Consider the following 14,682-nt stretch of genomic DNA (forward strand, 5'->3'; position numbering starts at 1 on the left):
CGTTTGGCTAAGCGTACAACCGATCAGTAAATGATATGTATTCGCATTTTATGAATCAAGCGTGCTGATCGTGGGCGTTGGCCGGGGCTAGAACCTGAACACCACGGTTGCCGCATGCAGCAGCAGGCCGATCAACCCGCCCACCAGGGTGCCGTTGAAGCGGATGAACTGCAGGTCGCGACCCACGCTCAGTTCCAGTTGCTCGACCAGGTGCCGCTCGTCCCAGCCCTTCACGGTCTGCGCGATATGCGTGGTCACGCCCTCGCGCAGGCGCCCGGTCAGGCGCTGCGCACCTTCCAGCAGGTGCTGGTTGAGGGCCTCGCGCAGGGCCGGGTCGGCCTGCAGGCTGCTGCCCAGCGACGCCAGGCTGCGCTGCAGGTGGCCGACCAGTGCCGAGTCCTCGCGTTGCAGGTCGGCGCGCAGGCTGGCATGGATGCGCGCCCACAGCCCCTGCACGTAGTCCTGCAGGGCGGGGTGGTCGATCATGTCCTGCTTGAGCTGTTCGATGCGCTCGGCCAGCGCCGGGTCTTCGCGCAGGCGCTGCACGTAGTTCTGCAGCCAGGTCTCGTAGTCCTGGCGCAGCGGATGCTGCGGCTCGGCCAGCACCTGTTGCAGTTCTTCCAGTACCGCCCGCGCCAGGCGCTCGGCCAGGCTGTCGCCGATCTCGTCGATCGGCTTGACCCAGTTCACCGTGCTCGACAGCGTCGGCCATTCGCGCTGGATGTAGCGCACGATCAGCTGCGAGGCGCGTTCCTTCACCTCCGGCTGCTCCAGCCAGCGCCCCAGCCGCTGCAGGCCCTCGTCCAGCACGCGCTGGTGGCGTCCATCGGCGGTCAGCAGGGCCAGCAGTTCACCGGCGGTGGCAGCGGCATTCCACTGCCGCAGCTGCTGCACCACGAAGGCGTGCAGTTGCCGGCGTACCGCGGTTTCGTCGAAGAAATCCAGTGCCTGCAGCGCCCAGCTGCGGGCCATGTCGGCCAGCATCCGCGAGCGCGCCGGGTCGGACAGCCAGCTGCCGAGACGGCTGGCCGGATCGAACACCTGCAGCTTGGCCAGCAGCACACCTGGCTCCAGGAACTGGTCGCGCACGAACAGCGCCAGGCTGTCGCCGATGCGCTCCTTGCTGCGCGGGATGATCGCGGTGTGCGGAATCGGCAGGCCCATTGGCCGCCGGAACAGCGCAACGACCGCGAACCAGTCGGCCAGCGCGCCGACCGCAGCGGCCTCGCAGAAGGCCGAAACCCAGGCCCAGATGCCGCGTTCGCCGTACCAATGGCTGACCGCGAATCCGACCAGCATCAACAGCAGCAGGCCCAGTGCGAGGGCCTTCAGGCGCCGCAGCTGGGCGCGGCGCGGATCGTGGGCAGGCGTCATTGCACGAGTCTAACCGCAGCCTGGTGATGCCTGCCTGTAGAGCCGAGCCCATGCTCGGCTGCCTTGCGCGCGGCAAACCGCAGCCGAGCATGGGCTCGGCTCTACATGAGAGGCTCGCGCGTTTTTAAAGCGCTTCCAGTTGCTTGCGCAGCGCGGCCAGCTGCGCGCGCAGGGTGTCGTTCTCGCGGGTCAACGCGACCACGCGGCGGCGCAGGGCCGGGGCATCCTCGCCCAGCTGTTCCAGCGCCAACAGCACTTCGGCGTCGCGGCTGGCGATCTCGTCCTCGCTGGGCTCCTCGAAGTCCATCTCGGCCGCGTCCGGCTTCGGCGCGCGCGGCTTGCGCTTGGATTCGCGCACGCGCTTGGCCGCCTGCTTCAGCTCGTCCTTGCCACCGGCGGCGGCGGCGCGCTGCTCCTCTTCGGGCAGGTCGGCCACGGCTGCAGCGGCGCTGATCGAGATCACGCCGGCCTTCACTGCCTCCACCACTTCGGGGGCAGCCTGGGCGTGGATGCGCTCGATCATGCCGACCTGGCTGGTACTCAGCTTGGCTTCGCGGGCCAGCTCGGCGCGGCTGAGCTTCGGTGCCGGCTCCCACGGCGGGCTGTCCTCGCCCGCCTCATCGGCGGTTTCGGCGGTACCGTCGCTCTCGCGCTGCAGCTGCGCCTGCTCGACCTGCTTGCGGGCAGCCAGGATGTCGCGCTTGCGCAGCGCCAGCACACCGCGCTGGAAGTCGGATACGCTGCGGCGGCCCAGATGCTGCTCGATCATCCACAGGTGCACGTCTTCCATGCTCTGGAAGCGCGTGTTCTGCACGGTGTTGAAGGGCAGGCCATGCTTCTGGCAGATGCCGAAACGGTTGTGACCATCGACCAGCACATTACCCCACAGCACCAGCGCATCGCGGCAGCCTTCGGCCAGGATGCTGCGCTCCAGCGCGTCATGTTCGTCCGCGGTCAGCGGGTCGATGTAGGCCTCGAGTTCTTCTTTGACGACGATATCCATGGGCACGGCAGCGAGCAGGAGCGGAACCGTCCATTGTACCCGCTCGCCACCACCGGCCCGGGCTCAGGCGGTGGCCCCGATCATCTCGCCCAGCGTGCCGGTGATCTGGTCGATCTGTGCCTTGTCCACGATCAGCGGCGGCGACAGCGCGATGATGTCACCGGTACAGCGCACCAGCAGCCGGCCGTCGTGGAAGCAGCGCCGGAACACCTCGTAGCCGCGGCTGCCAGGTGCATCGCGGCGCGGCGCCAGCTCGACCGCACCGACCAGGCCGAAGTTGCGGATGTCGATCACGTTGGGCAGGCCCTGCAGCGCGTGCAGCCGTTCCTGCCAGTACTCGCCCAGTTCGATGGCGCGCTCGAACAGGCGCTCCTCGGCGTAGACGTCCAGTGTTGCCAGCGCTGCGGCGCAGGCCAGCGGGTGCCCCGAGTAGGTATAGCCGTGGAACAGCTCGATGGCCTGCGGCGGGGCCTGCATCAGCGTGGCATGCACGGCGTCGCTGGCCAGCACGCCGCCCAGCGGCACCGCGCCGTTGCTGACCGCCTTGGCAAAGGTCAGCAGGTCCGGGGTGACCCCGAAGCGCTGTGCGGCGAAGGGCATGCCGACCCGGCCGAAACCGGTGATGACCTCATCGAACACCAGCAGGATGCCGTGGTGGTCGCACAATTCGCGCAGGCGCTGCAGGTATCCGGGCGCGGGCAGGATCACCCCGGCGGAGCCGGCGATGGGCTCGACGAAGACGGCGGCAATCGTCGAGGCGTCATGCAGCGCGATCAGCCGTTCCAGGTCGTCGGCCAGCTCCGCGCCCTGGCGCGGCAGGCCCCTGCTGAACGCGTTGCGCTGCAGGTCCAGGGTGTGGCGCAGATAGTCCACGCCCCCCAGCTGCAGGCCGAACGCCCTGCGGTTGTTGGGCAGACCGCCCAGTGCCATGCCACCGAAACCGACGCCGTGATACGCCTTCTCGCGGCTGATGAAGCGCGTGCGCTGGCCCTCGCCACGCTGGCGGTGGTAAGCCAGCACGATCTTCATCGCGGTATCCACCGCCTCCGAGCCGGAGCTGGTGAAGAACACATGGTTGAGCGGGGCCGGAGCCAGTGCGGCCAGCCGTTGTGCCAGCGCGAAGGCCGGCGGCGAGCCCATCTGGAAAGCGGGCGAGTAGTCGAGCGTGCGTGCCTGCCCGGCGATGGCCTCGACGATGCGCGGTCGCGCGTGGCCGGCGTTGCAGCACCACAGGCCGGCGGTGCCGTCAAGGATCTGTCGGCCATCGATATCTTCGTAGTGCATGCCTTCGGCGCGGACCAGCATGCGTGGTGCCGCCTTGTACTGGCGGTTGGCGGTGAATGGCATCCAGTAAGCGTCCAGTGACTCGGGGCGCTGTGTGGTCAGGTCGTGCAGGTCGCTTCCGGGACGCTTCATGCCAGCTCCGTCGGGTCCGATGCGACGAATGTAGCGCAGCCACGTCACGGCGGAGTCGCGGTGACCCCAGTATAACCAAGGCTCGTTGAATGCTGGAGCTTCCCATGGCCGATTTTCCCGACCGCAGCCATTGGCAGGCGCTGGCCCTCCAGCTGTCGATGCCAGGCCAGGCCTTCATCGATGGCCGCTATGTCGATGCAGCCAGCGGCGCCCGTTTCGACTGCGTCAGCCCGATCGACGGTCGCGTACTGGGGGCGGTCGCCGACTGCGACGCGCAGGACGTGGAGCGCGCGGTACTGGCCGCGCGGCGCAGCTTCGAGGCGGGGCACTGGTCGCAGGCAAGCCCGTCCCATCGCAAGCGCGTGCTGCTAGCCTTGGCGGCGTTGGTGGAAAAGCACGCCGACGAGCTGGCCCTGCTGGAAACCCTGGACATGGGCAAGCCGGTGCGTGATGCGCGCCGCATCGACCTGCCAGGCGCGGTGCGCTGCCTGCGCTGGACCGCCGAGGCCGTGGACAAGCTGTACGGCGAGATCGCGCCGACCGGCCCGCACGAACTGGGACTGGTCACGCGCGAGGCCGCCGGGGTCGTGGCCGCGATCGTTCCGTGGAACTTTCCGCTGCTGATGGCCTGCTGGAAGATCGCGCCTGCATTGGCCATGGGCAACTCGGTGGTGCTCAAGCCGTCCGAGCGCTCGCCCTTGAGTGCGTTGCGGCTGGCGGCGCTGGCCGCCGAAGCGGGCCTGCCAGAGGGCGTGCTGAACGTGCTGCCGGGGTACGGTGCGCGCGTCGGTGAGCCGTTGGCCCTGCACATGGATGTGGACGTGCTCGCCTTCACCGGCTCCACCGCCACGGGCGCGAAGCTGCTGCAGTGTTCCGGGCGATCCAACCTCAAGCGGGTCTGGCCGGAGTGTGGCGGCAAGAGCCCGCATGTGGTGTTCGCCGACGCCCCTGATCTGGACGCCGCCGCGAAGGCGGTGGCACAGGGTATCTTCTTCAACCAGGGCGAGGTCTGTACCGCAGGTTCGCGGCTTCTGGTACAGCGTTCGATCCGCGAGGATTTCGTGCATCAGGTGGTTGCCTATGGCCAGCACATGCACCCCCGCCATCCATTGGACCCCGATGCGCCGATGGGCGCGCTGGTGGATGCCGCGCACCTGGACAAGGTGATGGACGATATCGCGCGCGCCGAAGGCGAGGGCGCCCGGTTGCTGCTGGGTGGGCGGCGCGCCGAAGTGGAAGCCGGCGGCAGCTACGTCCAGCCCACCGTGTTCGACCAGGTGCGCCCGGAGCAGGCACTGGCGCGCGAGGAAGTGTTCGGGCCGGTGCTGGCCGTGCTGGGGTTCGAAGACGAGGCCGAAGCGGTGCGCGTGGCCAATGACAGCCGCTACGGCCTGGCCGCCGGCCTGTGGACACGGGACCTGGGGCGGGCCCACCGCGTCGCGCGCCAGCTGCGCGCCGGCAGCACATGGGTGAACGGCTGGGATGGCGGCGACATGACCGCTCCGTTCGGTGGCTACAAGCAGTCCGGCAACGGGCGCGACAAATCGCTGCATGCGTTCGACAAGTACAGCGAGATCAAGGCCACCTGGATCCAGTTGTAACGACGCGACTGCTGGACGGCTGTTCGCTCTCTGTAGAGTCGAGGGATGCTCGACTGCCGTTCGTTCTTCTGTAGAGCCGAGCCATGCTCGGCTGCATCTCGCGAAGAGAAGAACCGTCGAGCATGGCTCGACGTTACAGAGGCGCCTGGCCCCTCGTTGGCATCGGTGTCGGCTGAAACCATCGTGCCGTACCGCCGCCTGCCCGTGGCAGAATCGGGCGATCTGCCATTTCCCACGTTGCCGATGTCGACGATCACCGCTGCCGCGCCGCCCGTGAATTCCCCCCGTCGTGTTCTGCTGGCCAGCCTGATCGGTACCACGATCGAGTTCTTCGACTTCTACATCTACGCCACGGCCGCGGTGCTGGTGTTCCCGCACCTGTTCTTCCCGGACAGCAGCGAACAGGCAGCCTTGCTGCAGTCGCTGGCAACCTTCGCGGTGGCCTTCATCGCACGCCCGGTTGGCTCGGCAGTGTTCGGCCATTTCGGCGATCGCATCGGCCGCAAGGCCACCCTGGTGGCTGCGCTGCTGACCATGGGGCTGTCCACGGTGCTGATCGGCCTGCTGCCGACGCACGCACAGATCGGGCTGTGGGCGCCGGCGCTGCTGGCGCTGTGCCGTTTCGGCCAGGGCCTGGGTCTGGGCGGGGAGTGGGGCGGGGCAGTGCTGCTGGCCACCGAGAACGCACCGCCGGGCAAGCGTGCCTGGTACGGCATGTTCCCGCAGCTGGGTGCACCGCTCGGCTTCCTGCTGTCGGCCGGCATCTTCCTGGTGCTTGGCCGTTGCCTGAGCCAGGCCGACTTCCTGCAATGGGGCTGGCGCATTCCTTTCGTGGCCAGCGCGCTGCTGGTCGGCCTCGGCCTGTGGGTGCGGTTGAACATCCACGAGACCCCCGACTTCAAGCAGGCGCTGGAGCGCAAGGCGCCGGTGCGGCTGCCGATGTGGACGGTGCTGCGTGACCACCCGGTGCCGATGCTGCTGGGTACCCTGGGCGCGTTCGCCACCTTCGTGCTGTTCTACCTGATGACCGTGTTCAGCCTCGGCCACGGCACGGCCGTGCTGGGTTACAGCCGCGAGCAGTTCCTGCTGATGCAGATGGCCGGCATGCTGTTCTTCGCGCTGGGCATCCCGCTGTCGGCGCGCTATGGCGACCGTTGGGGGACGCGCCGCACGATGATCGTGGCCAGCGTGCTGATCATCGGTTTTGGCGTGCTGTTCGCGCCGCTGTTCCAGCCGCACAGCCCGTGGATGGTCACCGCCTTCCTGTGCCTGGGCCTGTTCCTGATGGGCCTGACCTATGGCCCCTGCGGTACCTTCCTGGCCGAGATCTACCCGGTGGAGGTGCGCTACACCGGCGCATCGCTGTCATTCAACCTGGCCGGCATTCTGGGTGCGGCACCGGCGCCGTACCTGGCCACCTGGCTGGCCGAACGCTTCGGCCTGGTCGCGGTCGGCTACTACCTGTGCCTGACTGCGGCAGCGACGCTGTGCGCGCTGGTGGCACTGCACCGGCGCGCGCTGCGGTTCAGCCAAAGAAGCGCTTGAGCGTGCGTCCCAGCCAGCCACCGCCCTGGTGCTCGCGGGTGAACTGGTTAAGGTGCGCCTTGACCTGTTCGGCATAGGCCTGATCATCGCCGCGGATGTGGTTGAACAACCAGCGCGAGAGCATGGTGCGCAGTTCGTCGCTGATGTCCTCGCCGGCCTGGAAGCGCAACCGGTACTCGGCCACGCGCTTGATGAAGATCTCATGCACGCGCTTGTGCGCTGCACAGAACGGGTAGCCCGCCTCCTCCATCAGCTCTTCCTCGAACGCGAAGTGCGACAGGGTGTAGTCGACGACTTCGTCGATCACTTCACCCACCGCTGCACGCTGCAGGCTGGTCTGCGCCACGTGCAGGTGGTTGAGCATCTCGATGATGCGACGGTGTTGTTGGTCGATCACATCGATGCCGATGTTCAGATCGTCCTGCCAGACCAGTAGTGCCATCCCCGGCTCCCCTTCATGCGTATGTCGGGGCCGACTGTAGAGCTGCCGTGCGGGAACGGCGTTGATCTGGATCAAAGCGAGCCGGTCAGGTCAGCGCAGGCTCGCGTGGACGCAGCGGGCTGGCCACCGTGGTGCAGCTGACCCGGTTGCGGCCACCGGCCTTGGCCAGGTACAGCTGGCGGTCGGCCTCGGAGATCAGCCGGTGCAGCGCATCGCGCTGCGGGCGCAGGCAGCACAGGCCGATGCTGACCGTCATGCGCAGGGTAGCGGTGCCGATGTCCACCTCCAGTGCGGCGATGCGCTGGCGCAGCTCCTCGAAGTACAGCAGCGCCTCGTCCTGTTCCATGTCTGGCACCAGCAGGCAGAACTCCTCGCCGCCGAAGCGCGCGATCAGGTCGTGGCTGCGTGCATGCGCGGTCACCGCGCCGGCCACCGCGCGCAGCGCGTCGTCGCCTGCTTCGTGGCCATGGGTGTCGTTGATGTGCTTGAAGTGGTCGATGTCGATCATCGCCACCGCCACGCATTGGCCGTGCAGCTGCAGGTGCGGCAGCTGGCGCTGGCTCTGCTCCAGGAAGAAGCGCCGGTTGGGCAGCCCGGTGAGGAAGTCGCGGGTGGCCAGGTCCTGCAGGGTGCCGATCAGTTCCAGCTGGTCCACGTTCTGCGAGACGCGGCAGAAGAACTCCTCGCGCGAGAACGGCTTGCGCAGGAAATCGTTGGCGCCGTTCTTCAGGAAGCGCGGGATCAATGAGGCGTCGGTATTGCCGGAGATGCCGATCACCGCCACCTTGTCGCGCGAGCGCAGGGTGCGCAGGCGACGGGTGAATTCCACGCCTTGCATGCCGGGCATTTCCTGGTCGACCACCGCCAGGCGGATCGCCGGATGCGCCTCGATAGCAGCCAAGCCCTCGTTGCCGTCGGCGGCTTCGTGCACCTCATGCCCATACATCCGCAGCAGGGCGGCGGCATAGCCACGCGCGGACGGCGAATCGTCCACCACCAGCGCGGCGATGCGCCGGTTGCGTTCCAGCCGCTGCACCAGCCACACCAGGTAGTCGATGCTGCCCGGGGTATTCTTCAGCACGTAGTCGATGATCTGCTGCTGTAGTACGCGCTTGCGCAGGTCCTCGTCGTAAACGCCGCTGACCACCACCGTCGGCAGGTCGCGCTTGAGGAAGAACTCGACCACTGCATCGCGGTCGCCGTCGGCCAGCACCAGTCCGGTCAGCACCAGGAACCAGCCCCCGCCTTCGCTGAGCAGCCGGTCGGCCTCGGCCAGGGTGGAGGCGATCACCACCGGCAGTTCCAGGCGCTGCTCGATGGCTTCGCGCAGCATGCCGGTGAACGCACGGGAGTTTTCGACCAGCAGGATCCGCTGCGGCAGCGGATCGGCCAGGTCGCCATCGACGGCGGCCTGCGGCAGCACGGGCATGATGCGGTGGCTCACGAGGGAGGGGCTCGGCACGGATAGCGGCGGTTTCGGGTGTAACTTTAGCGGGGCAGTATGCCCTGCGTGTCGTTCGGCGATCAGGCGGGCGATGTGAATGACGCCGCTGTGCCCGCAATGGATTCGTGCAGGACGAACCGGAGCCGGTTGCCACGGCAATGCACCGTACCGCCGTAGGCCATTATCCGGCCGGCCAGACGCTCCGTGGCCTGCTGAACGGTCCCACTCGACAGCGTGCAACTGCGGTCAAGCAGGCCCACGACCACCACAATGCCGCGGCGGTCGCCAGCCTGGCCGCTCCGGACGCGCACGCTGACCTGTCCCGACTCCAGCTCCAGCAGCAGCGACACCGCCTCGATCAGCGAGCGATAGATGGCGAGCTGCAGGTCAACAGTCAGCATGCAGGGGTTCCCCTCCAGCCGGGGCGGTATCACGCGATGGGAGTTGTCCCAGTTCTCGCACGCGCCGCCAACGCGCAGCGCGATATACAGCCCAACCTGCTCCAGCCCCGTGGGGTAGACCAGACTGGCCTGTTCACGGAACAGCCGCGAGTGCACGGATGAGGCGTGCTGCAGGCTGTTGGCCACCGCATGATGCCCCTGCGCCTTCAGCCAGCTGACCATCTCGCCGAGCGAGCTGTCCATGCCTTCGCCGAGTTGCCTGAGATGGGAGGCGCGCTCGCGAAGTTCACGCTCACGGATCTGATGCGAACTACGTGCCAAGCGCAATGTGGTTTCCTCAGCCAGCCCACGGGACCGTGCACGTTCGTGGTGATAGCTGATGCTGGATCCCAGGGCGAGCAGTGCGACACTCATCACGGCCATGTTCTGCTGGGTGGCGAAGGTGCCCAGGTCGAACGAGGACGGTAGGCCGGTGCTGGGAGTGGCGAAATGGAGTGGAAGGTTCAACAGCGGAATCGCGATGGCAGCGCCACGCCACCCATGCATGAAGGTCAGGGCGATCGCCGGTAGGGAGGACAGCAGCACCAGGTGGGTGCGTGTGGTGTGGGCGCTGATGGCCGTAAGCTGCATGCACAGGGCCAGGACCAGCATCACCAGGATGGCCGTGACCGTAGGTGCAGCAAAGCGGCGCGTCCAATTGGGGGCCGCGTCTCGTCGCGACCAGAGGAATGCCAGTGGCACGAGGGTAATGATGGCGGCGAAGTGGCCAAAGATCGTGCGATCAACTGCGCTAAGCAGGTTGCTCGGCGGCGGGTTCGACCACAGGGCGAATGAAATGCCCATATTGAGAACCGGGACGAACAACGCCGTGCAGAAGGTCAGCGACAGCAGCCAGAGGCCGGCGGCGGACTCCGATGGCATTCTCATGCGGTGCAGGTGGACCACAAGCATCGCCATCGGCATCAGCAGCGTCGAGGCCAGGATGACCCAGGCCAGGCCGTAGCTGTCGATCATGGGGATGCGCAGGGTTGCGAAGTAGGTGTACTCGCCAAGCAGCAGGTAGGGCCACAGGCGGGTCGGGACGATCAGGAGTGCCGCTGCCCGGATGCCCGCTGGCAGGAAGAACTGATCCAGCGAGAACTGACGCGAGACAAGGCAGCTCAAAGCGTAGACGGCCGCGAGTGCGATTCCGACGGGTCGGATCCGGAAGCTCAGTTCAATTGCTTCTTTGAATCGGTCCAAGCCCCGCCTCTTGCCTCCCGGCCAATGATGACTGGCCACGTCCGTAGACATTATCGACAGTCGGAGAAGGGCGCAATCGAGGTGTCTGGCCTCCCTTTGCGCTGCAATTGCCGGCGTCCTGCGCTTCGTGGCCCTACACGGTCAGCAGTGCGTCGGCATAGCCACCAGCGGACGGTGAATCATCCACAATCAGCGCGTCCTCGGTTCGATCACGTTGCAGCCGTTGCACCCGCTACATTCGGCAGTTGATGCTGTCCACTGTGTTCACTATCGCGCAATCGACAATGTCCTGCTGTTACACGCGCCTGTCCAGGTCATTTGTCGCAGATGCAGCTGACCCGCACCGTGGGCGGGTTTCGCTACGGGTATTGGCGATTTCGGACGCTGCATCGGCGTGGCATGGGTTTGCATCGATCCAGTCGATTATGTCCCATGGGCTTTACGGAGTCCGCCCGGTATATGCTGATGCGATTGGGGGTAGCATCCTGCTTGATCCGTATTGCATCCAACCTGGAGGTTAGTGTGGGAAATTTCCGAATTCATGCATTTGCTGGTGCGTTGATGTTGGTGCCGGTATCCGTTCTTGCTTTTGCCCCGAGTGACGACCATGGAATCAAGATGGCCGGCCAAGGACTCGGCCAGTCGATTCCGCAGGCACAGGACCTGAGCGTGGATCCCGGCTGGTTGGTCTATGGGTTCGAGCGCGATGGTATGGATTATTTCCAGGTAAACGATCTCGCGGGCCACGTGCACATCGTGATCGGCAATGCTGCGGGCACGTTCTGGGTACTGCCGGCAGGTGACCCATCTGCGAAGGTGTCGTTGCCTGAGCAGCGCCTGCCTGTTCCCGCCAAAGCCACCAGGACGGTTGTCTATCGGTCCCCCGCATTCACGCTGGTCAGATATGCAAGCGGAGCTGATGTCTTGTGGGCGGTAGAGGCACCCTGATACCGCCTGTTGCCGGGATATCGGAGAGCTTCAGTGTCAGACTGCATGGGCACCCGGATGTTCGCCGGGTGCCCATGACGCCTTTGGCCAGCGGGATGAGCGGGACGTTCATGCGATACCGCTGCCTTGGTTCGATCCGATCGCTTGACTGTGAAATGCGCTACTGCAGCGCAGAGGGTGCAGGGCAGCTGTACCGTGATGGAGCACTGGGCTGTGTCTCAAGTTTTGTTTCACGGTCGAGGAACAGGATCCTGACCCGGTTGCGATAGCAGTCAACGGTCCCGTCATAGGGCAGGGTTCGCCCGGTCAGCCGCTCGAACGCTGCCATGGTTGTCTGCTGGGAAAGGCGCCGACGCGACTCCAGCAGCGACACGACCATGAGGATTCCGCGCCTGGAGCCCATTCCGCCGCATCTTGCACGAATGCGAATCTGTCCACCTTCATGCTTGAGAAGAATGGAGACTGCATCAATCAGTGTCCGGTAAGCGGCCAACTGCAGTTCCACGCTCAGGTTGCAGGGGTCGCCTTTCAGATCAGGGCGGAGAACGCGCTCCGTCAGCGTCCACGACTCACGGATGCCACCAGCCTGCAAAGCCACGTAAAGCCCAAGATGCTCCAGACCCGAGGGATAGACCATGCTTGTCTGTTCGCGAAGGAGCCGCGAATGTACATTCGAAGTATGCAGAAGGCTGCTGGCCACTGCGTGATGTCCCTGGGCCTTGAGCCAGTCGGCCAGCTCCACCAGTGAGGTATCAATGCCGTCGCCGAGCTTGCGAAGGTGCAGGGCACGCTCACGCAGCTCCATCTCGCTGGCCAATTGCGAGCTCCTCGCAAGATGGATGGCGTCCCTTTCCCCCATCTCGCGCAGCCTGTAACGATGGTAGAAGTGGGTGATGCGTGATCCGAGCAACAGCAATACGATGCCGCTGATCGCCATGATCTGCTGGGTGATGAAGGCCGCGGGATCGAATGCGGTGGGATGGGTGTTGGGCGTGGTCAGGCCGATGACCATGTTGAGCACCGGTACTGCAAGGGCGGCACCCTTCCAGCCATACAGGCAGGTAAGTGCGGCCGCGGGGAGTGCCAGCAGCAGCAGGAGCGTTGCCTTCAGCGCAACCCAGTCTGCGGGCAGTTGAGTTGCTGCTATCCCGATCAGGAGCATCGATGAAAGTGCCGCCAGCATCGGGGTCTTTCGTCCAGCGTTCCACTCCTGCCCCAGGTCCTGTCGCGCCCACAGCATGGCGATGGGGGCCACCGTCAGAATGCCGATGAAGTCGCCCACGCTGTAACGCGCCGCACTGGTCAGGAAGGGCGTGGAAGGGGGTGTTGGCCAGAGCAGATGAGAAAAGCTGAGGTTCAGCAGCGTAACTACGACGCTGGAAGCGGCGGCAATCAACAAAAGGCCGATCGTCTGCGACTCCGCCATCAGTCGCCGTTGCAGCTTCACAATCAACATCACTGCGGGCATGAGGAACGCGGAGGCAACAATGACCCATGTCAGGCCGTACTTCTCGATCATTGGCACGCGGGACTGTGCAAAGTACGCATATTCGCCCAGCAGCAGATACGGCCACAGGCGCGGCGGGCACAACAGTACGGCCGCCACCCGGATGCCGGCTGGCAAATAGAACTGATCCAGCGACAGCTGTCGGGTTGCCCAATAGGCAACTGCATAAAGCAAGGCAAGCATCAGGCCAGCCGGACGAATGCGCACCTTCAGCAACAATCCTTCTTTCCACCAGTCCAATCGCACGTCCCCCTCTCCTACGTGTCCCCTGTCAGCTTCCATTCGCCGCGAGGCCCGGTTTCTCAGGACGTTATCGGTCTGCGAACGATTATGCAATTGCACAGCGGCGCATTTAGGGAGTTGACCAACCATCCATCACAGATGTTGCGTGAAAATCTGTGACGTGTGCAGCACGATCAGCGCTGCGGTGCGCCTGTCAGAGCGTTCAATCCAGGAGATGCGGAATCTTCACCACAACGCATCCCGCAGCTTGTACCAGGACATCGCCGCCACCAGCAGCGGCGTGCGCAGCAGCCGGCCGCCGGGGAAAGGCGCATGCCGCAGGCGCTGGAACACGTCCAGGCGCTCGCTCTGGCCGGCAATCGCGGCGGCGATGACCTCGCCGGCCAGCCCGGCGGCGGCCACCCCATGGCCGGAGAACCCCTGCGCGAAGTACAGGTTGCCGTCCAGCCGGCCCCAATGCGGAGCGCGGTTGCGGGTGATGTCCACGTAACCGCCCCAGACCTGCTCCAGCGGCACGTCGGCCAGTTGTGGAAACACCTGGTGCATGCGCCGCTGCATCACCCTGTGCAGGCCGGGTGGGGGCAACGCCGAGTAACTGGCGCGGCCGCCGAACAGCAGCCGGTGGTCGTGGCTGAGGCGGAAATAGTCCAGTGCCCACGCGGTGTCGGCCACGGCCATGTTGTTGCCGATCAGGGCGCGAGCGCGCTCGGCCCCCAGCGGCGCGCTGGCGCCGATATAGGTGCCGACCGGCATGATCCGCCGTTCCAGGTCGGGCAGCAGGCCCTGCAGCCAGGCATTGCCGGCCACCACCAGATGCGCAGCGCGCACGCTTCCCTGCGCGGTATGCAGGGTGGGCTGCGGTCCGCGCTGCACGCGGGTCACTGCGGAGTTCTCGTGGATCACCACGCCGGCCGCACGTGCCGCATCGGCCAGGCCACGCGCATAGGCCAGCGGGTGCAGGTGCGCGCTGTGCGGATCGAACATCGCGGCGCGGTAGCGCGGGCTGTCCAGCTGTGCGCGCAGCGCATCACGGTCCCACCACTGCATCGGGTAGTCGTAGTGGCGCTGAAGATGCTCGCAGTTGGCGCGCAGGTCGCGCTCATGGCGCTCGCGGATGGCGACGCTGGCGTGGCCCTCCACCCAATGGCAGTCGATACCATGGCGGTCGATGCGCCTGCGCATCGCCTGTACTGCGTCGCGCGACCAGTCGAACAGGTGGCGCGCATCGTTACGGCCGAGCTGACGCTCCAGTTCGTCCACCTCGCAGCCATAGCCGACCAGCACCTGGCCACCATTGCGGCCGGACGCGCCCCAGCCGATCCGCTGTGCGTCCAGCACCACCACGCGTTGGCCACGCACGGCCAGTTCCAGTGCGGCGGTCAGGCCGGTATAGCCGGCGCCCAGCACCGCAACGTCGGCCTGCACCTGCCCCTGCAACGCGGGCAGTGCGGGCGGTTCGGGCAGGCTGGAGGCATACCAGCTGGGCGGAAAGGCGGCGCTCACTGCAGGCCTCGTG

11 protein-coding genes are annotated in these 14,682 nt (G+C 66.0%); 3 read left to right on the forward strand and 8 right to left on the reverse strand.

Going from position 1 to position 14,682, the window contains the following annotated elements:
• Positions 1-87: 87 nt before the first annotated feature.
• The 3 genes from AC5P8U_RS10760 to aptA form a co-directional block, all read right to left on the reverse strand.
• The gene (locus tag AC5P8U_RS10760; protein ID WP_188241126.1) at positions 88-1,374 is read right to left on the reverse strand and encodes a DUF445 domain-containing protein; all 1,287 of its coding nucleotides are present in this window, start codon (positions 1,372-1,374) and stop codon (positions 88-90) included.
• A 124-nt stretch (positions 1,375-1,498) separates the two neighbouring features.
• Complete coding sequence (locus AC5P8U_RS10765) at positions 1,499-2,377, reverse strand: ParB N-terminal domain-containing protein (RefSeq protein WP_495214143.1); 879 nt, start codon at positions 2,375-2,377, stop codon at positions 1,499-1,501.
• A gap of 63 nt (positions 2,378-2,440) precedes the next feature.
• Entirely contained in the window at positions 2,441-3,793 is a 1,353-nt protein-coding gene (gene aptA / locus AC5P8U_RS10770) for an omega-aminotransferase AptA (protein ID WP_072166771.1), read from the reverse strand.
• A gap of 104 nt (positions 3,794-3,897) precedes the next feature.
• Here aptA and AC5P8U_RS10775 point away from each other — a divergent pair, with 104 nt between their 5' ends.
• A complete protein-coding gene (locus AC5P8U_RS10775) occupies positions 3,898-5,394 on the forward strand; it encodes an aldehyde dehydrogenase (protein WP_447897301.1) in 1,497 nt (498 codons plus the stop codon).
• A 243-nt stretch (positions 5,395-5,637) separates the two neighbouring features.
• The gene (locus tag AC5P8U_RS10780; protein WP_072166939.1) at positions 5,638-6,939 is read left to right on the forward strand and encodes an MFS transporter; all 1,302 of its coding nucleotides are present in this window, start codon (positions 5,638-5,640) and stop codon (positions 6,937-6,939) included.
• Here the strand turns inward: AC5P8U_RS10780 and AC5P8U_RS10785 are convergent.
• From AC5P8U_RS10785 to AC5P8U_RS10795, 3 genes are all read right to left on the reverse strand, one after another.
• The gene (locus AC5P8U_RS10785) at positions 6,920-7,381 is read right to left on the reverse strand and encodes a bacteriohemerythrin (RefSeq protein WP_188241124.1); all 462 of its coding nucleotides are present in this window, start codon (positions 7,379-7,381) and stop codon (positions 6,920-6,922) included. The genes AC5P8U_RS10780 and AC5P8U_RS10785 overlap by 20 nt on opposite strands.
• A gap of 85 nt (positions 7,382-7,466) precedes the next feature.
• A complete protein-coding gene (locus AC5P8U_RS10790; protein ID WP_111202200.1) occupies positions 7,467-8,810 on the reverse strand; it encodes a diguanylate cyclase in 1,344 nt (447 codons plus the stop codon).
• Positions 8,811-8,905: 95 nt separating this feature from the next.
• Entirely contained in the window at positions 8,906-10,468 is a 1,563-nt protein-coding gene (locus tag AC5P8U_RS10795) for an MASE1 domain-containing protein (protein ID WP_188241123.1), read from the reverse strand.
• Between the two features lie 489 nt (positions 10,469-10,957).
• Between AC5P8U_RS10795 and AC5P8U_RS10800 the strand changes: the two genes are divergently transcribed.
• Positions 10,958-11,416 (forward strand): hypothetical protein, encoded by a 459-nt coding sequence (locus tag AC5P8U_RS10800; protein ID WP_229766026.1) that lies wholly within the window; start codon positions 10,958-10,960, stop codon positions 11,414-11,416.
• Positions 11,417-11,576: 160 nt separating this feature from the next.
• Here the strand turns inward: AC5P8U_RS10800 and AC5P8U_RS10805 are convergent, their stop codons facing one another.
• On the reverse strand, positions 11,577-13,169 hold the full coding sequence (locus AC5P8U_RS10805) for an MASE1 domain-containing protein (protein WP_072166938.1): 1,593 nt from the start codon (positions 13,167-13,169) through the stop codon (positions 11,577-11,579).
• Positions 13,170-13,391: 222 nt separating this feature from the next.
• Positions 13,392-14,669, reverse strand: a complete 1,278-nt coding sequence (locus tag AC5P8U_RS10810; RefSeq protein WP_088497697.1) for an NAD(P)/FAD-dependent oxidoreductase — start codon at positions 14,667-14,669, stop codon at positions 13,392-13,394.
• Positions 14,670-14,682 lie beyond the last annotated feature (13 nt).

The sequence above is a fragment of the Stenotrophomonas sp. YJH_SMC_81 genome, from assembly GCF_059370875.1.